The organism is Oryzifoliimicrobium ureilyticum (assembly GCF_037199735.1).
Lineage (GTDB): Bacteria > Pseudomonadota > Alphaproteobacteria > Rhizobiales > Rhizobiaceae > Rhizobium > Rhizobium ureilyticus.
Genome location: NZ_JBBBVQ010000001.1, coordinates 399,475 through 420,789 on the forward strand (window position 1 = coordinate 399,475; position 21,315 = coordinate 420,789).

Annotated in this window: 20 protein-coding genes; 11 read left to right on the top strand and 9 right to left on the bottom strand. The window is 55.4% G+C overall.

Annotated elements, in window-relative coordinates; translation table 11 throughout:
• Positions 1 to 147 precede the first annotated feature (147 nt).
• Positions 148 to 540 carry a hypothetical protein gene (locus VQ830_RS01920; protein WP_337266357.1) on the bottom strand — a complete coding sequence of 131 codons (393 nt, stop codon included), beginning with the start codon at positions 538 to 540 and terminating at the stop codon, positions 148 to 150.
• 182 nt (positions 541 to 722) lie between these two features.
• Here VQ830_RS01920 and VQ830_RS01925 point away from each other — a divergent pair, with 182 nt between their 5' ends.
• Complete coding sequence (locus tag VQ830_RS01925; RefSeq protein ID WP_337266358.1) at positions 723 to 2,285, top strand: helicase HerA-like C-terminal domain-containing protein; 1,563 nt, start codon at positions 723 to 725, stop codon at positions 2,283 to 2,285.
• Between the two features lie 117 nt (positions 2,286 to 2,402).
• Here the strand turns inward: VQ830_RS01925 and VQ830_RS01930 are convergent, their stop codons facing one another.
• Entirely contained in the window at positions 2,403 to 3,290 is an 888-nt protein-coding gene (locus VQ830_RS01930; RefSeq protein WP_337266359.1) for a branched-chain amino acid aminotransferase, read from the bottom strand.
• A 248-nt stretch (positions 3,291 to 3,538) separates the two neighbouring features.
• On the opposite strand from VQ830_RS01930, the gene VQ830_RS01935 reads away from it, so the two are divergent.
• From VQ830_RS01935 to zwf, 3 genes are all read left to right on the top strand, one after another.
• Positions 3,539 to 3,940 (top strand): hypothetical protein, encoded by a 402-nt coding sequence (locus VQ830_RS01935; RefSeq protein ID WP_337266360.1) that lies wholly within the window; start codon positions 3,539 to 3,541, stop codon positions 3,938 to 3,940.
• Positions 3,941 to 4,080: 140 nt separating this feature from the next.
• On the top strand, positions 4,081 to 4,851 hold the full coding sequence (gene tam, locus VQ830_RS01940; RefSeq protein WP_337266361.1) for a trans-aconitate 2-methyltransferase: 771 nt from the start codon (positions 4,081 to 4,083) through the stop codon (positions 4,849 to 4,851).
• Between the two features lie 88 nt (positions 4,852 to 4,939).
• Entirely contained in the window at positions 4,940 to 6,439 is a 1,500-nt protein-coding gene (gene zwf, locus VQ830_RS01945) for a glucose-6-phosphate dehydrogenase (protein ID WP_337266362.1), read from the top strand.
• Between the two features lie 146 nt (positions 6,440 to 6,585).
• Here zwf and VQ830_RS01950 read toward each other — a convergent pair whose 3' ends face one another.
• A complete protein-coding gene (locus VQ830_RS01950) occupies positions 6,586 to 7,068 on the bottom strand; it encodes a MarR family winged helix-turn-helix transcriptional regulator (RefSeq protein ID WP_337266363.1) in 483 nt (160 codons plus the stop codon).
• Positions 7,069 to 7,276: 208 nt separating this feature from the next.
• Positions 7,277 to 7,717, bottom strand: a complete 441-nt coding sequence (locus tag VQ830_RS01955; RefSeq protein ID WP_337266364.1) for a MarR family winged helix-turn-helix transcriptional regulator — start codon at positions 7,715 to 7,717, stop codon at positions 7,277 to 7,279.
• 94 nt (positions 7,718 to 7,811) lie between these two features.
• Between VQ830_RS01955 and VQ830_RS01960 the strand changes: the two genes are divergently transcribed.
• Positions 7,812 to 8,540, top strand: a complete 729-nt coding sequence (locus VQ830_RS01960) for a DUF899 domain-containing protein (RefSeq protein WP_337266365.1) — start codon at positions 7,812 to 7,814, stop codon at positions 8,538 to 8,540.
• 85 nt (positions 8,541 to 8,625) lie between these two features.
• On the top strand, positions 8,626 to 9,420 hold the full coding sequence (locus VQ830_RS01965; RefSeq protein WP_337266366.1) for a VOC family protein: 795 nt from the start codon (positions 8,626 to 8,628) through the stop codon (positions 9,418 to 9,420).
• Positions 9,421 to 9,453: 33 nt separating this feature from the next.
• Here the strand turns inward: VQ830_RS01965 and VQ830_RS01970 are convergent, their stop codons facing one another.
• Both VQ830_RS01970 and VQ830_RS01975 read right to left on the bottom strand, forming a co-directional pair.
• Positions 9,454 to 9,822: a VanZ family protein gene (locus VQ830_RS01970; protein ID WP_337266367.1), complete on the bottom strand. Its 369-nt coding sequence runs from the start codon at positions 9,820 to 9,822 to the stop codon at positions 9,454 to 9,456.
• A gap of 104 nt (positions 9,823 to 9,926) precedes the next feature.
• Complete coding sequence (locus tag VQ830_RS01975) at positions 9,927 to 11,162, bottom strand: MFS transporter (protein ID WP_337266368.1); 1,236 nt, start codon at positions 11,160 to 11,162, stop codon at positions 9,927 to 9,929.
• A gap of 409 nt (positions 11,163 to 11,571) precedes the next feature.
• Between VQ830_RS01975 and VQ830_RS01980 the strand changes: the two genes are divergently transcribed.
• The 4 genes from VQ830_RS01980 (at position 11,572) to VQ830_RS01995 (ending at position 14,956) form a co-directional block, all read left to right on the top strand.
• Positions 11,572 to 12,174 (top strand): superoxide dismutase, encoded by a 603-nt coding sequence (locus VQ830_RS01980; RefSeq protein WP_337266369.1) that lies wholly within the window; start codon positions 11,572 to 11,574, stop codon positions 12,172 to 12,174.
• Positions 12,175 to 12,283: 109 nt separating this feature from the next.
• On the top strand, positions 12,284 to 13,141 hold the full coding sequence (locus tag VQ830_RS01985) for a metallophosphoesterase (RefSeq protein ID WP_337266370.1): 858 nt from the start codon (positions 12,284 to 12,286) through the stop codon (positions 13,139 to 13,141).
• Positions 13,142 to 13,265: 124 nt separating this feature from the next.
• Complete coding sequence (locus VQ830_RS01990) at positions 13,266 to 13,730, top strand: c-type cytochrome (protein WP_337266371.1); 465 nt, start codon at positions 13,266 to 13,268, stop codon at positions 13,728 to 13,730.
• 311 nt (positions 13,731 to 14,041) lie between these two features.
• Positions 14,042 to 14,956, top strand: a complete 915-nt coding sequence (locus tag VQ830_RS01995) for a c-type cytochrome (RefSeq protein WP_337266372.1) — start codon at positions 14,042 to 14,044, stop codon at positions 14,954 to 14,956.
• An 89-nt stretch (positions 14,957 to 15,045) separates the two neighbouring features.
• Here the strand turns inward: VQ830_RS01995 and VQ830_RS02000 are convergent, their stop codons facing one another.
• The 3 genes from VQ830_RS02000 to VQ830_RS02010 form a co-directional block, all read right to left on the bottom strand.
• Positions 15,046 to 15,540 (bottom strand): GNAT family N-acetyltransferase, encoded by a 495-nt coding sequence (locus VQ830_RS02000; protein WP_337266373.1) that lies wholly within the window; start codon positions 15,538 to 15,540, stop codon positions 15,046 to 15,048.
• Between the two features lie 259 nt (positions 15,541 to 15,799).
• Positions 15,800 to 18,130: a glucose/quinate/shikimate family membrane-bound PQQ-dependent dehydrogenase gene (locus VQ830_RS02005; RefSeq protein ID WP_337266374.1), complete on the bottom strand. Its 2,331-nt coding sequence runs from the start codon at positions 18,128 to 18,130 to the stop codon at positions 15,800 to 15,802.
• 339 nt (positions 18,131 to 18,469) lie between these two features.
• Positions 18,470 to 18,859 (bottom strand): DUF930 domain-containing protein, encoded by a 390-nt coding sequence (locus VQ830_RS02010; RefSeq protein WP_337266375.1) that lies wholly within the window; start codon positions 18,857 to 18,859, stop codon positions 18,470 to 18,472.
• Positions 18,860 to 19,152: 293 nt separating this feature from the next.
• Between VQ830_RS02010 and VQ830_RS02015 the strand changes: the two genes are divergently transcribed.
• Positions 19,153 to 21,261 carry a S9 family peptidase gene (locus tag VQ830_RS02015; protein ID WP_337266376.1) on the top strand — a complete coding sequence of 703 codons (2,109 nt, stop codon included), beginning with the start codon at positions 19,153 to 19,155 and terminating at the stop codon, positions 21,259 to 21,261.
• Positions 21,262 to 21,315: the final 54 nt, after the last annotated feature.

Below are 21,315 nucleotides of genomic sequence, written 5' to 3' on the forward strand. Positions count from 1 at the left end.
CCGTTTCGCTTGTTCGAAACGAACCTTCGCACAAGGGAGTAAACAATCAGTGGCGCATATTGGCAGACCGCGCTCTAGCCGCTCGCCTGCGACGTTCTTGTCGCCAGCAGGAAAATAAAGCCGGGCCTTGGCGGCCCGGCATTGGTCTTACACGAATTGGCTGAGTCCTGGCACGGAGGCAACAACCTCGTCGACAACTTCCTCGCCGGCATATTGCTTGGCGACGGCAATCGTCTCGCGCGCCAGCGCCGTAATTTCTCCCATGCTGAGGCCCTGCGACATGAGCTGCTGTCCAAGCCCCATAATGCCGCCGCCGCCAATCGCTTTCATCAGTCCGCCCATCAGGCCGCCACCGCCCGAACCTTCGCCATTATGTTGGGCAACAAGCTCGGTTGCGCCAGGCATGGCCTCGATCATTTTGGCGACGGGGCCATCGGTCGCTTCACGCTGCAGAAATCCCAGCATCATGCCGAGCGAGCGCTCTGCAACATCCGGTGCGATTCCCACGCGTTCGGCAATCTGCTCCACCAACTCGTTCATGTCAGTCTCCCTTTTTTGACGTTAACGTCAAAGTTAATTGAATTTTCCTGCGATCTCAAGCCGGCATTCACGGCAGATGTTGTCGATGCACATCTGCCTACCTATAACTGTCCGCAGGAATGAAGATGACGCTTGTGTCATCAAGCCCGTCAAACATGTAGGCGAGCCCGGAGGAGTTGGACATGCTGGAAGAGGGAAAAATTTTCATCGGTGTAAGCCGCAACCCCGATGACAGCCTTCAAAAGCCGGAATATCTCGATTTAAGGTTCGGCAATCGCCACGGCCTTGTGACCGGCGCGACCGGGACGGGCAAGACTGTAACGCTCCAGGTTCTCGCGGAAGGATTTTCGCAGGCGGGCGTTCCCGTATTTTGCGCGGATATCAAGGGAGACCTTTCGGGCATTGCGGCCAAAGGCGAGCCCAAGGATGTCCTGGAAGCGCGCGCCAAGCAAATCGGCTTTACCGATTACGAGCACGATCAATTTCCGGTTATCTTCTGGGACATATTCGGAGAGAAAGGGCATCCGGTCCGTGCCACCATCGCCGAGATGGGGCCTCTCTTGCTGGCGCGCCTGATGGACGCTTCAGAGCCGCAGGAAGGTGTTATCAACATCGCCTTTAAAATTGCCGACCAGGGTGGACTGCCATTGCTGGACCTGAAGGATTTTTCGGCATTGCTCGGTTATATGGCAGAAAATGCCAGTACGCTGTCGGCACAATTCGGGCTGATTTCAAAGGCGTCCGTTGGCGCCGTTCAGCGCGCCTTGCTTGTTCTGGAACAGCAAGGGGCGGAGCATTTCTTTGGCGAGCCGGCGCTTAAGATTACCGATCTCATGCGGGTAAGCGACAAGGGATACGGCACGATCTCAGTGCTTGCCGCTGACAAATTGATGATGAACCCGCGGCTTTATGCAACATTCCTCCTGTGGCTCCTTTCGGAGCTTTTCGAGGAACTGCCTGAAGTTGGCGATGCCGAAAAGCCGAAACTGGTGTTTTTCTTCGACGAAGCGCATCTCCTCTTCGATGAAGCGCCCAAGGTCTTGATCGAGCGCGTCGAGCAGGTGGTACGCCTCATCCGTTCCAAAGGCGTTGGCGTCTATTTCGTAACACAAAATCCTCTTGATGTGCCGGACACCGTGCTCGCACAGCTTGGTAACCGCGTGCAGCATGCCTTGCGCGCTTATTCGCCGCGTGAGCAGAAGGCCGTCAAAACAGCGGCCGAAACTTTTCGTGCCAATCCCGCCTTTGATTGCGCCACGGCAATTACAGCGCTTGGAACGGGCGAAGCACTGATTTCAACGCTTGAAGGAAAAGGCGCCCCTTCCATCGTGCAGCGAACGCTTGTGCGTCCGCCATCGGCGCGTGTCGGGCCGCTGACGGATGATGAGCGGCGCCAGATCTTGGATAGAAGTCCGGTTCTGGGTGTCTATGATGAGACCGTCGATCGGCAATCCGCTTACGAAATCCTCGCGGCGCGCGCCTCCAAAGCTGCGGCCCCAGCGCCTCAAGCACCAAGTGGTCCAAGCAACGATAGTACCTCTAACGAAAGCGCGGGCAGTCGTTGGACGCTTCCCGGCTTTGGAGACAAACAGCCCGAAGATGATGAGCCTGCCGGGAAAAAACGCGCTGCTGGCTACCAGAGGGAAACTGTCGTCGAAGCTGCCATGAAGAGCATGGCACGCACGGTCGCCACGCAGGTCGGACAAGCATTGGTGCGTGGCATCCTTGGAAGTCTACGACGCTGATAGTCTGCGCGACAAGGCGGAGGGTAAGGGCGATCTTTAAAGTCCGATGCCTCACGTCGCTGGATAAGCCTGCCGGCGCTCTTACCGCGCGCCGGTATGGCAAAGGCTTGCAAGAAGTTATTCGCCGGTCTCGCTGCGTCCAAAAGCCCAATTCATGTAAAGGTCCAGCGCCTTGCGCGTCACAGGTCCTTCTTGGAAATGCTTGTCATCCAGTCGATTGACACCGACTACCTTGGAGTAATTTCCTGTGGTAAAAATTTCGTCCGCAGCAGTGAAGTCGGAGACGTTGAGCGTCTGTTCGCGCACGTCAAAGCCCGCCTGTCGAAGCAGATTGATTACCCGCGCTCGCGTTATTCCGGCCAGAAACGTACCGTTCGGCGCAGGCGTGTAGACGATACCGTCCTTGACCATGAAGATGTTGGAAGAGGCTGTTTCGGCAATATTGCCGTTCATGTCGCGCATGAGTGCGTTGTCAAAGCCACGGCTTTTGGCTTCGAGAATGGCGCGTCCGCTATTGGGGTAAAGCGCACTTGCCTTTGCATGCGTCATTGCCGTTTCTGGCGAAGGACGGCGGAATGAGGAAACCGTCAACGAATTGGTCTTCGAATTGCCAAGAGAGGCTTCAAACAGGCATAGTGCAAAGCGGGTCGATTCTGGATCGACCGCGACAACGCTGGTTGCAGTGCCGTGTTCGCCCCAGTACATAGGTTTGATGTAGATAGCGGTCTTGCCATCGAACTTGCTGATGCCTTCCCAGGCGAGGCGTTCGATCTCTTCGGGCTCGTGCGTAGGCTTCAGTCCCATGGCAAGGGCAGAGCGATTGATCCTTTTGCAATGCTCATCCAGATCTGGCGCAATCCCGTCGAACCACCTTGCGCCGTCGAACACGGAAGATGCCAGCCACATGGCATGCGATGTAGGCCCGATCAGCGGCGGGTTACCGCTCAGCCACTCGCCATCTACGTATGTCCAGGTCTTCGTGCGCGGGGTGGTTTCGACAGCCATTTCAGTCCTCCATGCGGGCCAGAGATATTCACAAATCGTCTGTGACGAGCCTGGTCAAGCGAAAGCGATGTAAAATGGGTGCCACTTACTGAAACGGCAAGAAAATTGCTCGGCGAGATCATCGCCCGTTATATTCGTACCTGTCCTGGCTGCATGGCAGCTTTGCCTGGAGCGGGTTGTCAAAGGCACGATGAGCGTTTAACCCGCCATCCCGCAAAACAAAAAGAAGAACAACAAAAGGAAACCCCATGCTCTCCTCTCCAAACGGCGGGCGGCCCATAAGGGCGATTAACCCCCTGCAAAATGAGCAACGCGCCCTGACATGCCGGATCCGGATCAAAGGCCAATGGCTCAGCGTCGTCGATGTCACCCTTGCCCCAAAAGCACAGACTGACATTCTGGAATCTGAACGACCACGAGTTCTGCGTGTCCTTGAAGGCCGTATCCGCCTATCCCGGTTCAAAGGCCGGAATCCGGAAACACGCGACCTTGCGGCGGGCGCCGTATTTTCGATCGCCGCCGGTGAAACCTACGCCTATACGAATCTTGAAACGGCGCCAGCCGCTCTTTCCGGGACGCTCGATGCGAGCGAGGCCGAGCGCGAAATGAAGGGCACGATGAAGAAAGCAAGCACGTCACTCGCGGCTTGATGCGGTGCCGGCGACGTGACTTATCAAGACTTTACAGGATGATGCCGCCGGTGCTCTAACAGGCAGCGGCGGCTGCCCATCATTTTGCCGCAGCCGCCTTCAATCGATCATTCGCGATGATCGAAATAGGAGGCATTTCGATGGCATGGTCAGCCACCCAATATCTGAAATTTGAAGATGAGCGAAGCCGCCCCGCACGCGATCTTCTGGCGCAGGTTCCCCTTGGCTCCATAAGAGCGGCAATCGATCTCGGCTGCGGACCTGGCAACTCCACCGAACTTATTGTTGAAAGATATGGGCCTGAAGGAGTATCAGGCCTGGACAGCGATGCCGACATGCTCTCGGCGGCCAGAAAACGTTTGCCAAACCTGTCCTTTGCCGAAGCCGATCTTTCCACCTGGCGTCCCGATCAGCCGGTCGATCTGCTTTTTGCCAATGCGGTCTTTCAATGGCTACCCAATCACGTGGACATTTTCGATCGAATGATCGACAGCCTTGCACCCGGAGGTGTTCTCGCTGTCCAAATGCCTGACAATCTGATGGAGCCAGTGCATCTGCTGATGGAAGAAACGGCGCATGCAGGTCCATGGAAAAAGGCGTTTGAGGCAAGATCCGCTCGCCGCACGCCACTGCCTGCGCCATCGGCATATTACGACCGACTGACACGAAAGGCTGCGCGCGTCGAACTCTGGCATACGATCTACAACCATCCCATGGCCGACGCTGCAGCCATTGTCGAATGGGTCAAAGGCACTGGCTTGATGCCTTATCTCAATCGCGTTGGCGATGAACATCGCGATGCTTTCCTTGCAAACTACCACGAGGCTATCGAGAAGGCTTATCCACGAATGATGGATGGACGTGTTCTGCTACGGTTTCCGCGCTTTTTCTTAATTGCCGTGAAACACTGAGCCATTTGCTGTTGTCGCTCCAAGCACGGCTTGAAGAGGGCGACTGCGGCTTTATATCCGCTGCGACTTACCCAGAAAGAGGACTGTCATGGACGTTGTTCCCTCTCCCCCGGTTACCCTTGTGATATTTGGAGCCACCGGTGACTTGACGCGCCGGCTTTTAATGCCGGCTTTGATCAACCTCACGGATCAGGGTCTCGTCGATCACGGGCTCCATATTCTTGGCATCGGCATCGAGCCTGGGGACGGAGCAATGCTCACCGGGCGTCTCGAAACCTTTTTGTCCACCCTTGGTGCGGAACATGCTCCTGCCAGCAACAAGGCTTGGCAGAATCTGAAGAGCCGGATCGATTATATCAGTGGCGATTTTACCAAGGACGATATCTATCAAGATATCCGCCGGCGGCTCGACACCTATTCGAGCGGCAATGCAGCCTTCTATCTCGCCGTCCCGCCTCAGTTCTTCGGCCCGATCGTCGAAAAACTGGCTGAACATAAGTTGACTGAAGAAAAGCCCGATGCTTTCCGAAGGATTGCGATCGAAAAGCCCTTCGGGACGGACCTTCAGTCTGCCAAGGCTTTGAACGCGCGCATTCTGGCCTGCGTGGAGGAAAATCAAGTCTACCGTCTTGACCATTTCCTAGGCAAAGAAACGGTGCAAAATATCCTCACGGCGCGTTTCGCGAACATGATGATCGAGGCGCTCTGGAACAATAACTATATCGACCATGTCCAGATCACAGCAGCTGAACTGGTGGATGTTGGCACGCGCGGAAAGTTCTATGATGCGACCGGCGCGCTGCGCGACATGGTGCCGAACCATCTTTTCCAACTGCTTGCAATGATCGCGATGGAACCGCCGAACGGTTTCGGCGCCGAAGCGATTCGAAGCGAGAAAAGCAAGGTCTTAAGCGCTCTTCGCATTTACACGCCGGAAGAGGCGCGCGAGCATGCGGTTCGCGGCGTCTACTCGGCAGGTTCGGTGAACGGCAAGGAGGTGCCGGCCTATCATGACACCCAGGATGTGGATCCGAACAGCAAGACCGAGACCTATGTGGCATTGAAGCTTGACGTCGATACGTGGCGTTGGGCTGGCGTGCCTTTTTATCTGCGGACTGGCAAGGCTCTTGCCGCAAGAGACACCGAAATTGTTGTCACCTTCCGGCAGGTTCCCTTCGCGCAGTTCCGCGAGACGGATGTCACGCGCCGCCTGCCGCGCAACAAGCTCATCATTCAGGTTCAGCCCAATGAGGGATTGAGCATGGAAATCTCGATCAAGACGCCGGGTCTTGCAGTCGATACCGTTCCGATTTCGCTCGATTTTCGCTATGCGGACAAGTTCGATATCAGCAAGACAACTGGTTACGAATCCTTGCTTTACGATCTTTTCCGCGGAGATCAGACACTCTTTCAGCGCGCCGATGGGATCGAGGCCGGATGGGCGGCGATCCAGCCCTTTCTCGATCTATGGGCAAAAGAAGATGAAAAACCGGAACCCTACCAGCCTGGCTCGAATGGTCCATCCTGTGCTGACGATCTTATTCAGCGGGATGGGCGCAAGTGGCACGAGATCGGGGATCCTGCATAACGCCGTCAAAAAGCCGGTACCGCGCTGCTGAGGGCACGAAGGTCTCTGCAAGTTGATGATTTTGATACATGTCGGTCGCGCTCGATTGAAAGCACTTGAGCGCGCTGCAAACCTTTTCTAGGCCAAGGGCTGACGTACGCGGCGCGTCAATCGTGGAGTTCGCTCGCTGCGTCCGTCAGGTTCTTGCGCACTCGATGAAGCGTATCTCGAAGCGCAATCACGTCCTCCAAGTCGCAGCCTACCGCGCGGCCGATTTCCGACCAGATCGGACCGACTTCCTTTTTCATCTCGGCGCCTTTTGGGGTGAGCGATACGAGGACCTGTCGTTCGTCGTCACGATGCCGGCGCCTGACAATAAGACCTGCGGCCTCAAGCCGCTTCAGCAGAGGCGATAAAGTCCCGGAGTCCAAGTCTAGTTGCTCACCGATCGCCTTGACCGGCATATCGTCTTTCTCCCAAAGCACGAGCATTGCAAGATATTGCGGATAGGTGAGGCCGAGCTTGTCGAGGATAGGCTTGTAGGCACGCGTGAACGCATGCGCCGTCGAGTAAACGGCAAAACAAAGCAGCTTTTCAACGCGCTGTTCGTCTTCCGGTTTGATGTCAACCTTAGGTTTTCTCGCCGCCATCGCCCATTATCCTTCCGTCGATGATTGTGAACCCTCCATGGGCAAAACGCAAATCGACGAATTAGCTTGTGCAAAATATATTAATTCGCAACCAATCCTGCAAGATGATTGACGGCATACCAATGCGTATCCGCAGAATCTAATGCGTCTGTCTGAGAAGGCCGGGCAGGGTTTAATCGCGTGGCGATCTTATCTTGAAATCGCGCCTTTAGGAAATAGCGAGCAAATCTTGTCGCAGACGGCTGAGGTCATTCAGTTTCCGATCAAGCACCGCATGGGTTTCGGTCCATATCGGAACCGCTGCCGCGAGCAGCTCTTGACCGGCGACCGTCAGCGACAGCAGGCGGCTTCGTCTGTCCTCGGGATTGGCTTCAACAATCACCAGCCCCCTTTTTTGTAGAACTTTCAATGCTGCCGTCAAAGTCGTTTGATCCATCGCGAGAAGCTCCGCAACAGGTTTCATCGGCACCGGACTTGGACGGTTGAGCGCCATCATCAGAGAGAACTGATTGTTGGTCAGCGCTACGGGACGCAAGGCGTCATCAAAAAGGCGCGCAAGACTTCGCGCGGCACGCTGTACATGCAAGCAGAGGCAATGATCGCGGACATAAATGGTTGTGGAGAAGGGGACGGGCGACTCGTTTGACATGACGAAATTATATTGATATCAATGTAATATGCAACAGGATGATGCTGTTAGGGAGAAGCTGCATTCTGTTGATCATCAACGGAGGAGCGCCATCATGGAAAATGACATTGTCTCTCGCGAAGAATGGCTTCAGGCTCGACGAGCCTTGCTGTCGCGCGAAAAGCAGGAGACCAGGTTGCGCGATGAAAATCGTGCGGCGAGGCGTTCATTGCCGTGGGTGAGGGTTGATAAACAGTATCTGTTCGAAACGGCCGATGGAAATGCTTCACTTGACGATCTTTTTGCCGGCAGAAGCCAGTTGATCGTCTATCATTTCATGTTCGGCCCAGACTGGGATGCCGGATGCACCGGATGTTCGTTCTTATGCGACCATGTGGACGGCACATTGCCGCATTTGAACAATCACGATGTGACCTTTGTCGCTGTGTCTCGCGCGCCTGTTGATAAACTCAATGCCTATAAGCGGCGAATGGGATGGCACTTCCCGTGGGTTTCCTCGCATGGCAGCGACTTCAACTTCGACTTTCAGGTATCGTTCAGCCATGACGATCTTGCGGGCTCAGAAGTCTTTTACAACTTCACCAACTTGCCTGCGAACGCAGCTTTCGACGAGTTGCCCGGCCTATCTGCCTTCTACCGTAATCCTGAGGGTGAGATCTTTCACACCTATTCCAGCTATGCGCGCGGGCCGGAAGAGCTGATTGGCACTTTGATGATCCTTGATCGCGCGCCGCTTGGCCGCAACGAAAGTGCGACAATGAATTTCGTGAAGAGGCACGATGAATACGAGGCACCGGCAACAGGATCGTGCTGCTCACATTGATGGAACTGCCGCAACTCTGGGCCAACAATATGGTCCTTCGGCGCGCCGAGGTGCAAGTATTTTAAAAATTCGGGGAGGAATGAGAATGCAAAATGTGGCGATGCACGGCAAGTTCATCTGGTGCGAATTGATGACTGACGACGTCGATTCAGCAGGGCGTTTTTACAGCTCGCTGACGGGTTGGCGCGTTCAGGAATTGCCGATTGACAATGGACCATCCTACCACGTCTTTGAGGCAGGAGATGGAGAAAATCGTTCGGCTGTCGGCGGCATGATGGTATTCCCGCCCGAATTGAAAGGGCGATTGCCTCCGAACTGGACGGGTTATGTGGCCGTCAATGATGTCGATGAGACCGCAAGAGCCTTCGAACCGGCAGGCGGCGTGGTGCAGCGCGCGCCGGAGGACATTCCCGGTGTCGGCCGGTTCGCGGTCGTCGCCGATCCTCACGGTGCCGTCCTTTGCATCATGACACCCATACCGCCACAAAACCCTCCAACCCTGCTACAGCCGGGCGCTGCCGGAACCGTCGGCTGGAACGAGCTTTATGCTGATGATGCCGAAGAGGCCTTAGACTTCTACGCTCAGCAGTTTGGCTGGAAGAAGCACCATGAGGTCGATATGGGCGCAATGGGAATTTACTATATCTTCGCGCTCAACGAAGTGCCGCTCGGAGGGATCATGAAGAAACCATCCGGTGCGTCAGGCGCCTGCTGGCGCTATTACTTTGTGGTCGAGGGTCTCGATGCCGCCATGCGCCGCATCAAAGCTCTGCAAGGCGAGCTTCTTTCCGAGCCAATGCCCGTCCCCGGCGGAAGCTGGATCCTGCACGCGCGCGACCCTCAAGGTGCCTGGTTTGCACTGACGTCTTCGCAACGATAATCCGTCAACCAGCATTCCGAAGCGCCGGGCGCCTCATGCCTGATACGAGCGCGTCCGCGAAAAGAACGATGAAATGACCGTGTTGGAGACCCATCCGATCAGGCTTCCCACAACTGCGCCTGCTGACTTGACCAAGGCATCATGCAAATGGGCATGGCGACTAGGCGACAGGTATTGCAAAGCCTCGATACCAAAGGCACTGAAGACAATGAGCACCGCACAAATCATCCAGTGGCGAGGATAGGCGATCACAAAAAGAAACGCCGTCAGAGCAAAGGCCGCTGCACGATCGAAGTCGACCGGAGCAACATCCCGAGGCCGAAGCCCAATCGGTGAAATCGTTACAAAAACGATCGCTGCAAGTGCGAGCCAAGCGAGAAAAATGAGAGGTGTTCTTGTCATATCTCTGTCATAAATGACAGGTGCTCTTTTGCAATGCACAAATCGTTCATAGGTTAACATCGGAGTTGACTCGAGCCGGCACAGGAACGCGCTGGAATTCAGCTTTAGGGAGCCGCCCGTCGCTTCGGCATCGCAATAAAGACAAAGACGCTACCTGACATCATGATGACTGCTGTTCCCAGGAAAACAGCTGGCATCCCGACGTGGCCACCGACGAACCCGCCGAGAATGGGGCCGCTAACCTGTCCGACATACTGCGAGGAAACCGAAAGGCCAAGAATGCCGCCGGCTGCATGGTGCGGCACGCTGTGCCGGATTACGGCTGAAATCGTCGGCAGAAGACCGCCCAAGGCCAGCCCCATAAGAAAGCGCAGACCGATCAACTGCCAGATTTCAGTCACGAAGGCTTGAGGCACAAGCAAGACACCGGCCACCGCCAAAGCGGCTGCGATGACAGGCCAGTGCCCGATCCGATCTGCCAATCTGCCGAGCGCCGGCGCCGACAGGATACTGCCAAGCGCTGCTCCTGACATGACGATGCCAGCAGCGATCGTCACGGTTGAAGCATCGCCGACCAGCTGCACGACATAAACGGTAATGATCGGCTCGATCGACATATTGGCGAGCATGAGCAGCATACCGCATATCAGCATGGCGATAACCGGCTGCTTGTTGGGGATGGCGCTCCAGCCACCCGTTTTGGCTGCTCGATCCGTTTTAGGGGGCCCTTTCTCCTCGCGGATCAAAAAACAGGTGGCAAGGAAGGCGAGGAAAATAATGCCGCCCGCTGCCAAGAACGTGTTGCGGATACCGATAACCGGTGGAAGAACGCCGCCGACGAGAGGCCCGATCAAGTTCCCTGCCATAATGCCCGACGACAATAATCCAAGCGCTGCGGCGGAGCGGTTCTTTGGTGTCTGTGTCGCAACAAGCACCATGGAGCCGGATGAGTAGCCCCCTGCCAGTCCGACGACGAGCCGAAGCGCGACAAGCTGCCATACGGCGCCTGCCATACCCATGAGTGAAATTGCGATGGTCATTCCCGCGCTGGCGCGCACGAGCATGAGCTTTCGCCCATAGATGTCGCCGAGGCGGCCCCATAAAGGGGCAACCAAGGCCGCGGCGAAGAACGTTGCACCGTAGGCAATACCGGACCACTGCGCGATTGCTGGACGCCCCTTCGCTCCAAGCTCCTCCACATAAAGCGGTAGAAACGGCAGCAACAGCGTCATCGCGACGATAGTCGTGAAGGAGCCGGCGAGCGCGACCCAAAGGTTCCGCTTCCAATAGATTGAGCCTTGCTCTGCCTCGTCCTCACGCGCGTTGATGCCGGCGGTCATGGTCTTCTCGCTTCAATCATAGCGGATGCCAGCACATCGATGCCGCGGCATCGGTGCGTCTGAACGGCGCATCCGGTAGTTCAATTTCACATCGACGTTTTACGAAAATTACTGGAATTTTCTGGGCTATCTGGTGACGAGCTGCCAATCTGCGCCTGCCAGATGAATGCCGACGCACCATATTGAGGTGCCTCGCAGAGCCCGCCAAGGCCGGGCGCGCGCTTTTCGGTACGCAAGATACAAATGAGGGCACTGGCTTGAAGGCCCAATCATCGTTGCTGCTAAACTTGGAATGAAATTTCTTCATACACTCCGTTTTTTGGATGATGCGCGGTTGCCTCTGTAGTCAGCGGCTCCTATGTTCCGCCACACCTGAGATTGACATAACCAATGTAAGAGGAGACCAGACATGGCTTTTGAATTGCCCCCACTTCCTTACGACTATGACGCCTTGGCACCTTTCATGTCGCGTGAAACGCTGGAGTTCCACCACGACAAGCATCACAAGGCCTATGTCGACAACGGCAACAAACTTGCTGCTGAAGCCGGTCTTGCCGATGCCTCGCTTGAGGATGTCGTCAAGAAGTCCTTTGGCACCAATCAGGGCCTCTTCAACAATGCCGCTCAGCACTACAACCATGTTCACTTCTGGAAGTGGATGAAGAAGGGTGGCGGCGGAAACAAGCTGCCTGGCAAGCTTGAGGCTGCTATCAACTCTGATCTCGGCGGCTATGATAAGTTCAAGGCGGACTTTTCGAACGCAGGCGCGACGCAGTTCGGTTCCGGCTGGGCCTGGCTCTCCGTCAAGAACGGCAAGCTCGAAATCACCAAGACACCGAACGGCGAAAATCCGCTGGTTCACGGCGGCTTCCCGATCCTCGGCGTCGATGTTTGGGAACACTCCTACTACATCGACTACCGCAACGCCCGCCCGAAGTACCTCGAAGCTTTCGTCGATAGCCTGATCAACTGGGATTACGTCCTCGAGCGCTACGAAGAAGCCACGAAGTAAGCTTTTCCCTATACTTGTGAAAGTTATAGGCCCGAAAGCCAGGCAGGCTTTCGGGCCTACTCTTTTCAGGTGTCACAGAAATGTAACTCGCGCTCGATAAGCCAAGGCAATGTCGAATAGCTTTACCGATCGCCTTTTCAGCTTCGGCATCGTTGCCGATCCCCAATATGCGGCACAAGAGCCAAACATCACCCTCAATCGCTATTACAGGCGCAGCCTGGACAAACTTTTTGAGGCTATCGAGGTCTTTAACAAGGAAGATCTAACCTTCGTCATGACCCTGGGCGATGTCATCGACCGTCACTCTCGCAGCTTTGACGATATCTTGTCGGTCTATGAGCGGTTGCGGCATCGATCTTTGTTTATTCTCGGCAACCACGATTTTCTGGTTGAACCTCACGAGCTCGATGCAATCCATGAAAAGCTTGGCATGAGTTCACGCTACTACAGCTTTGCTCATCAGGGCATTCGCTTCATTGCCCTCGATGGCAATGAAGTCAGTCTCTTTGCACCCCCATTAGGTCATCCTTATCGCACCTCTGCCAAACAAAGGCTCGCTGAATTGACGGCTTCTGGCGCGATCAATGCCCATGAATGGAACGCGGCGATGAGCGACACACAACTCGCCTGGTTCTTAGCTGAGCTTGAAAAGGCGGAGAACTCCGGCGAACGTGTTATTATCATGAACCATTACCCGGTTTATCCGTCGAACGAGCATGATGCCTGGGATCGCGATCGCATCCTCGAGGCGCTCACCGGCAAATCTCATGTCATTGGCTATTTCAGCGGACACAACCACGTCGGCAATTTTGGCACGACGGGAAATGTCTCCTTTGTGAATTTCAAGGGGATGGTCGACACCGAAAACGACAACAGTTTCGCTGTCGTCGATGTTCACCCCGACAAGTTGGTCGTTAGAGGTTTCGGGCGCGAAGACAGTCGCACACTTTTTTGTGATGGGCGCTGATGCGGGAGCTTACCTGAGGATAATTTTTACTATTTCTTACCCTCAGCGAATTTGCCATCATGGTACCGCCGCTTATCAGCGGACGGTGCCGGCCATAGGCGGCCTGGAAAAGAGGAGAGGAAGCATGCGCTTTAAAGTTACTTTAGCAGCTCTTGTCATTGCCGGCTTGGGGGCCGCAGCTGCTGCTACGACCTTCGTTCCGGCAACGGCTGCCGAACAGGGAACACATGAAGCCCGCGAGGCTATCATGAAAAAGATCGGCGGCTCCGTTGGCGCTCTTGCCGGAATCGCTAAAGGCGAGAAGCCGTATGATGCGGCTGCCGTAAAGACGGCGCTCTCAACTATCGCCGAAAATGCGCGCGCATTCCCGGCACAGTTCGACAATAGCAAGGCAGCGACTGACAAGCTGGCAAGCCCGAAAATCTGGGAAAACTTCGACGATTTCAAAAATCGCTCTGAGAAGCTTGCCGCTGATGCCGATCAACTGGCAGCCGCAACCCCAGCTGATGCCGCAGCCGTCGGCGCTGCCGTGAAAACGCTTGGCGCAAATTGCAGTGGCTGTCATCAGATTTATCGTCTGAAAGAATAGCCTCGCCCTTGCTGTTAGGACCCTCACGCTCGCTGCAGATAAAATGGCGCCCTGTCAGCGCCATTTTTAGTGTCTGAGACCTGCCGGCTCTTCATACCTCTGTTGAAGGCTTCATTCTTGCTTCTATCTCTGCACAAGCTGAGGAAGGAGTATGTGCATGCAGGAGAGCAGCTTCTTGATCATCTATAAGGAGCGCTTTGGCACGTCACACCTCTGTTAAATCTGACGACGATTAAAATCGCTTGCGCGTGACATGCGTCATCAGATGTAAGAGTGATAGATACGGCTTAAGAACAACGAGGAATTGGCTGATGGTCCGCAGGTTTATCCGATTTCTGCTCTGTCTTGTGGGTGCCGTGTTGATCGGCGGGGCGCTGTTTTACTATGTGACTGCGCCCAATCCGCTCGATGAGGCACATTGGCAGAACCTGGGGGCCGCGGATGTAAAAAATGGAGAGCAGGTTTTCTGGGCAGGAGGATGCACCAGCTGCCATGCTGCACCGGGCGCGGAAGGCGATCAGAAGCTTGTTTTATCCGGCGGTCTGGCCTTGAAGACCGACTTCGGTACTTTCTATGCGCCTAACATCTCGCCGGATGAAACCGCCGGGATCGGCCGCTGGACGCTCGCCGAGTTCGGCAATGCGGTTAAGCGTGGAGTGGGGCCGCAGGGCGAGCATCTCTTTCCGTCGTTTCCCTACGGCTCCTATGCGCGCATGACGGATAAGGATGTGAACGATCTCTATGCTTATATGAAGACGCTTCCGAAGAGCGCGAATGTCGCTCCCCCGCACCAGCTTTCCTTTCCTTATAATATGAGAATTGCTGTCGGAGCCTGGAAGCTCTTTTACCTGAATGACCAGCCGCGCGTCGCGCTGGTAAGCCCAAGTGACAAGGTAAAACGCGGACAATACCTCGTTGAAGGCCCCGGACATTGCGGGGAATGCCATACGCCTCGCGATGCACTTGGCGGTCTGAAAAATGATCTTTGGCTGGCCGGCGCTCCCAATCCCGAAGGTCAGGGTCGAATTCCAGGGATTACGCCCGGATCTGACAAAATATCGGGCTGGAGTGAGGCCGACATCGCGAACTACCTGGAAACAGGCTTTACGCCGGACTTCGACAGCGTCGGAGGACAAATGGCCGAGGTCCAGCAAAACCTCTCGCATCTTCCAAAGTCGGATCTGGAGGCGATTGCTACCTATCTGAAAGCGATCCCGAAGCACTAATTGGTTGCACAATCAGCCTGAAATTCACCTGATCTTCAGGCTGATGGTCCATGAAACAAAACGCGATGCCAGCAAGACAAACGCTGCTATCAGCTTAAAATCTGCATGTAGCGCATGCCGGTGACCGGCCGGGCAACAAACTCCATTTGTTCGTAAAAGCGGTGCGCCCTGAAATTTCCGGTAGCGGCGCTGACAGAAAGATAATGGCAGCCCGCTTTTTGCGCCACTTGTCTTGCGCGATCCACCAGATGTTGTCCGATGCCATGGCCACGATGACCGTCGCGAACGAAAAGATGGTGGAGGTCCATGCCGCGTTTTCCGTCCTGCGCCCTGTAAAGTGGAACGAGGATCGCGTAACCAAGCAGTTCCTCGCCGGCATCAGCCACAAGCACAGTGATCCAGGGAAGGGGGCCGAAGATATCAGCTTCCAATTGGTCCGTGTTGATCCGAGGCACATCGCCATGATGCTGAGCCAAAAGCCCAATCATATCCTGTAAAGCTGGCAAGTCTTTGTGTTGGGCGGCGCGAATCGTAACAACCGGCGGCCGGGCGAGGGTGATTTCGCTGTCTTCAATTTCAATCATTGTTCTGCGTCCCTTGATTTTTCCGCAGTCAGGACGCTTGTGCTGAAAAAACAAAGCCGCCTGACGGCGGCCTGTTGATATGAGAAGATCTCTCGGCCGCCCCTTACAGGTACAGCCAAAAATATGAGCGGTTTGTGTGTGCGATCTTCGTTTCCATGATCAATCAATTCGCTCAAACAAGAATTTTGTCAAGAGCCCTTCGGAACTATGCTTGTTGTAAAGAGAAGGGCCGCTGCTTTCGCAACGGCCTTTGTCAGGTTCAGGGAAGCGTATAAGCAATAACGTAGTCGCCAGGCTTGGTCCCGATAGACCCGTGCCCGCCGGCGACCATGACCACGTACTGCTTATTGTCGCTCGTGGTATAGGTCATCGGGGTTGATTGTCCGCCGGCGGGAAGGCGCGCTTCCCACAGCACCCGTCCGTTGGTAGAATCGTAAGCGCGCAGGTAATCGTCCACAGCCGCGCCTAGGAACGCCACGCCGCCTTTCGTCAGGATCGGTCCCCCAATCCCAGGCACGCCGAGCTTGAAGGGAAGAGGCAAAGGCGTCATGTCGCGCACTGTCCCGTTTTTATGCTGATAGGCAATCTTGCCAGTGCGCAGATCGACGCCAGCTACATAACCCCACGGCGGGGCTTGGCAAGGGATACCAAGCGGACCGAGGAACGGTCCCAGGAACACACCATAAGGTGCCCCGGTGTTGCGATTTAATCCCTGTTCCGACCCCTTATCCCCCTTGCCGGGGGGCGGAATGTCGGCTGCCGGGACCAATCGGGAGGTAAAGGCGAGATAGGTCGGCATGCCGAACATGATCTGCCGTTCTGGATCGACGGCTACAGAACCCCAGTTGAAGGTCCCAAAGTTACCAGGGTAGATGATACTGCCGCGCAAGGAAGGCGGCGTATATCGGCCCTCGTAGGCATAGCGGTGGAATTCAATGCGGCAGACCAATTGGTCGAAAAGAGACACGCCCCACATATTCCTTTCCTGAAGCGGAGGAGGAGAGAAGGTGAGGTCGGAAATCGGCTGCGTCGGGGACGTATGGTCTTCCGGAATTGCGCCGCCGGGAGCCGGTATTTCCTTAAATGGAATGATCGGTTCGCCGGTTCGCCGGTCAAGAACATAGATGTCTCCCTGCTTTGTCGGTGCAACCAGCGCAGGAACCACGGTGCCGTCGGTTTTCGTCATATCGAACAGGACTGGCTGTGCCGGAACATCCATATCCCACAGATCGTGATGTACGAACTGCTGAACCCAGCGATATTTACCCGTGTTAATGTCCAGCGCCACGACGGAGGAAGAGAATTTTTCGACGCTCGGGCTGCGGTTCATGCCCAACTGATCCGGCACCTGGTTGCCGAGGGGAATATAGACGAGCCCCAGACCCTCATCGACGGAAAAGACTGACCAAGAGTTCGGCGAATTCGTGGTGTATGTCTCGCCTGCCGGCAGGGGCGCCGTTTCGTCAGGGTTTCCTGAATCCCAGTTCCAAAGCAACTGGCCGCTCATAATGTCAAAGGCACGGATAACGCCCGACTGCTCCTGCGTGGAGTAATTGTCGTTCACCGCTCCTCCGATAATAAGCTTGCCTGCAACGGCGACGGGGGGAGAGGTTGAGTAGTAATATCCGGCGGGGTTGTATTTCATGCCCTGCTCGAGATGCAGGGTGCCCTTATCCGCAAAATCCTCGCATATCTTCCCATTGGTGGCATCGAGCGCAATCAGCCTGGCATCCGATGTCGGAAGATATATGCGCTGTGCGCAAGCGCCTGTATCGGCAGCTTTCCAATAGGTCACGCCGCGGCAGGTTTGATGCTGACGATTGGGGTTCAAGCCGGAATTGGCGTCAAATTTCCACTTCTCCTTACCGGTCTTGGCATCGAGCGCGATTGCCCAGTTATGAGGCGTGCAGATGTAAAGCGTGTCGCCGATCTTCAGGGGCGTGACCTGATAGGTCGTTTCCCCGACGTCATCCGGGAGTTTCACGTCCCCCGTCTCATATCGCCAGACCTCCTTCAGGTCTTTGACATTGGTGGCGTTGATCTGGTCGAGCGGTGAATATCGTTGGCCGAATGGCGTACGGCCATATTGATGCCATTCGCCATCCGGCACATCTCCACCGTAAGGCGGAGCGGCGGCAACCACTTCCTTCGGCACCTCGCCGGCAAGATCGTGAGGGTCGTTGAACATAGAAACGACAGCCACGAGAAGCGCTAGGCCAAGCGTAATCGCCAGCGGCCAAGGGCCTGCAGGATAGATCATGCCGGTCGGGCTCTTAAAGCCAAGCGGTCTTCGTATCCATGGTGTCAGGAGCCACATGCCAAGTACGATGATCACGCCGCCGCGCGTTCCGAGCTGCCACCAGTCCAGGCCGACCTCCCAAAGAGCCCATAAGAGCGCCACGACCACCAAGGCAGCGTAGATCCAAAGCGCAATAGATCTCCGCATGAAGAGCATTATGGCCGTTGCAATGAACATGACACCGGCAAAGAGGTAAAAAACACTTCCGCCGAGGATAGTGAGCCAAAGGCCGCCACCACCGAGGAAAAGCCCGATAAGCAAAAAAAGAACAGATGTGATGGTAAGGGCCATCAGGCGATCTCCCGAAGAGGCGCTAGAACCGATGCCGGGTTTGGCGATGTGTGGGCGAGAGCCGGCAAGGCTCACGTTGCGCAGGCAAATAAGGCACAACCCCTGCGTTTCAATGGCCGAACCTAGTCATTGAGTTGCAGGTTCCAAGAGAACGCACGGTGAGCGGTGAAATATTCGAGGATAGCCCTGGTGCTCGAAGACACTCCCAACGCTGCGAACAAAAAACGCGCCGTGATGACGGCGCGTTTTTTAGGAGAAGGCGAGTATCGCGGCCTTTATGCTTGGTCGCAGCTTTCAATTCATGCGCTTAGAGGATCCGCCTGCCAAGCTGTAAGAAAGCTAGTCATAGAGGTAGTGCTGTTGCCATTCCTGGCGTGGGACCTTGTCGCCGATCTTGTAAGTGAGATCGCGTACATTCATGTGCTGCGGACCCGTCACGCATGTGTAGGAAAGATGATACCAGTCGCCCTTGCTGCGAAAGACAGCGCCCGGTGCTGTCATTGAATTGGCGGTCTTGACCGGATCTTTGAACGTATAGGCAATGACCTTGTCAGGCTTGAAGCCGGTTTTGTCTTTGCTAATCCGAGACATCGCCTCCGTGTCGCAACTCTGCTCGAGACGAGTTTCTGGATCCAGTTTTTCGAGTTGCTTCTTGATTGAAGCATCAACGGCAAAGGCCGAACTGCTTATGGCGGTGAAGGCAAGGAGCAACGCGCCGCGCTGTAACATTAATGGAAATCCCTTTCCCAAAAATGGGTTCATTTCAGGTCCAGAGGCTCGCCGGAATCGGCTTTGAGCCGTATGGACGGCGAAGCAGCCTGCTTTGCAGACGTGCTGGCCTTCGTGAAAAAATGTGGTCACATCAAGGCCGGTTTGCGGCAAGCCCCTCACGATTGCCTGAACAAGGAGCAGGCGACTGAAGGAAAGGACGCCCAAGGAGCCGTGCTCTCCGCTCTCCTTGATCCGCTTGGTGGCAGCCTCTATGTCTTGCGTTCAACATCTCACGCTACCGGGAGCTCCCATTGTCTGTCTTTAAGAACCTTCCTGCAAAGCCCGTCGCAGAAAAACATCCTTCCGACGATACACGTCACGGCATCACGAGGACCGATGATTACGCATGGTTGAGGGCGGACAACTGGCAGGCAATGTTCAAGGATCCTTCTATTTTGGATCCCGCGATCCGCAGCCATCTGGAGGCGGAAAATGCTTACATGAACGCTGCAATGGCGGACACGAAAGAGCTGCAGAAGAAGCTCTTTTCCGAAATGCGGGCGAGGATCAAGGAAGACGACAGTTCTGTACCTATGAAGGACGGACCTTTCGCTTACGGGACATTCTTCGTTACCGGCGGTGAGCAGCCTCACTTCTTCCGCATTGCGCGCGACGGAGTGGTTGACGACGTGTCAATTCGAACCGTCCTGCTCGACGGTGACAAGGAAGCTGCAGGCAAATCCTACTTTCGCTTGGGCGGGCTGGATGCAAGCAGCGACCATAGCTATGGCCTGTGGAGCTTTGACGATAAGGGTTCTGAATTCTACACGTTGAAGGTGCGTAATCTCGACAGCGGCGAGGACCTCGAAGATCTCGTTCACAATACTGGCGGTGGCGGCGTTTGGGCGCCGGATGGGAAAAGCTTTTTTTACACCGCGCTCGATGAAAATCACCGACCCTCAAAGGTTTTCCAGCATGTCATCGGTACCCCGCAAGCGCAGGATCGCCTGGTTTACGAGGAAGAGGATCCTGGGTTCTTTATGGGAGTGGGTGGATCGTTGCTTGAAGATTTCATCTATATCGACATCCACGATCATGAGACGAGCGAATACAGACTTCTGTCGACCAGCGATTTGAACGCGGAACCAAAACTAGTGGCCGCCCGCCATGAAGGCGTGGAATATCAGATGACGGAAGGGGGCGATGTTTTCTACATCCTCACCAACGATGCCGGCGCGAAAGACTTCAAGATTATGGAGGCGCCGGTTTCTGCCCCCGGCAAGGAGAATTGGCGGGAGGTCGTACCGCATAGGCCAGGTACGCTGATCATCAGCCACATGGCCTTCGCTCGCCATCTTGTTTGGCTTGAGCGGGCCGAAGGCTTGCCGCGGATCGTCATACGCGATCGGAAGACGAGCGAAGAACATTCGATCGCCTTCAAAGAAGAGGCTTATTCGCTCGGTCTTTCCGGGGCGGCCGAATACGACACGGACGTCATTCGCTTTTCCTATTCTTCGATGACGACGCCGTCGCAGCTTTACGATTACAACATGGCCAGCCGCGAGCGGACGCTCTTGAAGACACAGGAGGTGCCCTCAGGTCATAATCCGCAGGATTATGTTACGCGACGCGTATTCGCGCCGGCTTGGGATGGCGAGACTGTGCCGGTAACCTTGCTTTATCGCAAGGACACACCACTCGACGGTTCAGCCCCATGTCTGCTTTACGGCTATGGCGCTTATGGCATCACCATTCCAGCCTCATTCAACACCAATTGCCTCTCGTTGGTCGATCGTGGCTTCGTCTATGCCATCGCTCACATCCGCGGCGGCAAGGATAAAGGATTTAGCTGGTACGAAGACGGCAAGATGGCCAAAAAGCCGAATACCTTTAAAGACTTTATCGCTGCTGCAGACTTCCTGGTGAAGGAAGGTTTCACATCCTACGAGCATATCATTGCCGAAGGCGGTTCGGCAGGTGGCATGTTGATGGGGGCTGTGGCGAACATGGCACCGGAGAAGTTCGGTGGCATCATTGCCGCGGTTCCGTTCGTCGATGTCTTGAACACCATGCTCGACGACACGCTTCCTTTGACGCCGCCAGAGTGGCCGGAATGGGGAAATCCCATAGAATCCAAGCAAGAGTACGAGTGGATTGCAGCCTACTCGCCGTACGATAATGTCAGCGAGAAGCCATATCCGCCGCTTCTCGCCCTCGGCGGACTGACCGATCCGAGAGTGACCTACTGGGAGCCCGCAAAATGGGTTGCCAGATTGAGAGAGAAGACGACAAGCGCCAATCCCATCCTGTTGAAGACAAACATGGATGCAGGCCATGGCGGCGCTGCTGGCCGGTTCCAGCGATTGGAAGAAGTCGCCTTCGAATATGCCTTTGCGATCAAGGTCGCAGGTAAGATGTAACTCTTGCCTGTTGGACCTGTGCGTTGGCTTGAAGCGCCGGGTTCTATTGCGCAA

Bases quoted from the DNA above. Each gene is read 5' to 3' on its own strand.
- VQ830_RS02000 (WP_337266373.1), bottom strand. From the start codon at position 15,540: ATGATTGAAATTGAAGACAGCGAAATCACCCTCGCCCGGCCGCCGGTT.
- VQ830_RS01970 (WP_337266367.1), bottom strand. From the start codon at position 9,822: ATGACAAGAACACCTCTCATTTTTCTCGCTTGGCTCGCACTTGCAGCG.
- VQ830_RS01960 (WP_337266365.1), top strand. From the start codon at position 7,812: ATGGAAAATGACATTGTCTCTCGCGAAGAATGGCTTCAGGCTCGACGA.
- VQ830_RS01925 (WP_337266358.1), top strand. From the start codon at position 723: ATGCTGGAAGAGGGAAAAATTTTCATCGGTGTAAGCCGCAACCCCGAT.
- VQ830_RS01965 (WP_337266366.1), top strand. From the start codon at position 8,626: ATGCAAAATGTGGCGATGCACGGCAAGTTCATCTGGTGCGAATTGATG.
- VQ830_RS02010 (WP_337266375.1), bottom strand. From the start codon at position 18,859: ATGTTACAGCGCGGCGCGTTGCTCCTTGCCTTCACCGCCATAAGCAGT.
- tam (WP_337266361.1), top strand. From the start codon at position 4,081: ATGGCATGGTCAGCCACCCAATATCTGAAATTTGAAGATGAGCGAAGC.
- VQ830_RS01930 (WP_337266359.1), bottom strand. From the start codon at position 3,290: ATGGCTGTCGAAACCACCCCGCGCACGAAGACCTGGACATACGTAGAT.
- VQ830_RS01995 (WP_337266372.1), top strand. From the start codon at position 14,042: ATGGTCCGCAGGTTTATCCGATTTCTGCTCTGTCTTGTGGGTGCCGTG.
- VQ830_RS01955 (WP_337266364.1), bottom strand. From the start codon at position 7,717: ATGTCAAACGAGTCGCCCGTCCCCTTCTCCACAACCATTTATGTCCGC.
- VQ830_RS01920 (WP_337266357.1), bottom strand. From the start codon at position 540: ATGAACGAGTTGGTGGAGCAGATTGCCGAACGCGTGGGAATCGCACCG.
- VQ830_RS01950 (WP_337266363.1), bottom strand. From the start codon at position 7,068: ATGGCGGCGAGAAAACCTAAGGTTGACATCAAACCGGAAGACGAACAG.
- VQ830_RS02005 (WP_337266374.1), bottom strand. From the start codon at position 18,130: ATGGCCCTTACCATCACATCTGTTCTTTTTTTGCTTATCGGGCTTTTC.
- VQ830_RS01980 (WP_337266369.1), top strand. From the start codon at position 11,572: ATGGCTTTTGAATTGCCCCCACTTCCTTACGACTATGACGCCTTGGCA.
- VQ830_RS01990 (WP_337266371.1), top strand. From the start codon at position 13,266: ATGCGCTTTAAAGTTACTTTAGCAGCTCTTGTCATTGCCGGCTTGGGG.
- VQ830_RS01935 (WP_337266360.1), top strand. From the start codon at position 3,539: ATGCTCTCCTCTCCAAACGGCGGGCGGCCCATAAGGGCGATTAACCCC.
- zwf (WP_337266362.1), top strand. From the start codon at position 4,940: ATGGACGTTGTTCCCTCTCCCCCGGTTACCCTTGTGATATTTGGAGCC.
- VQ830_RS01985 (WP_337266370.1), top strand. From the start codon at position 12,284: ATGTCGAATAGCTTTACCGATCGCCTTTTCAGCTTCGGCATCGTTGCC.
- VQ830_RS01975 (WP_337266368.1), bottom strand. From the start codon at position 11,162: ATGACCGCCGGCATCAACGCGCGTGAGGACGAGGCAGAGCAAGGCTCA.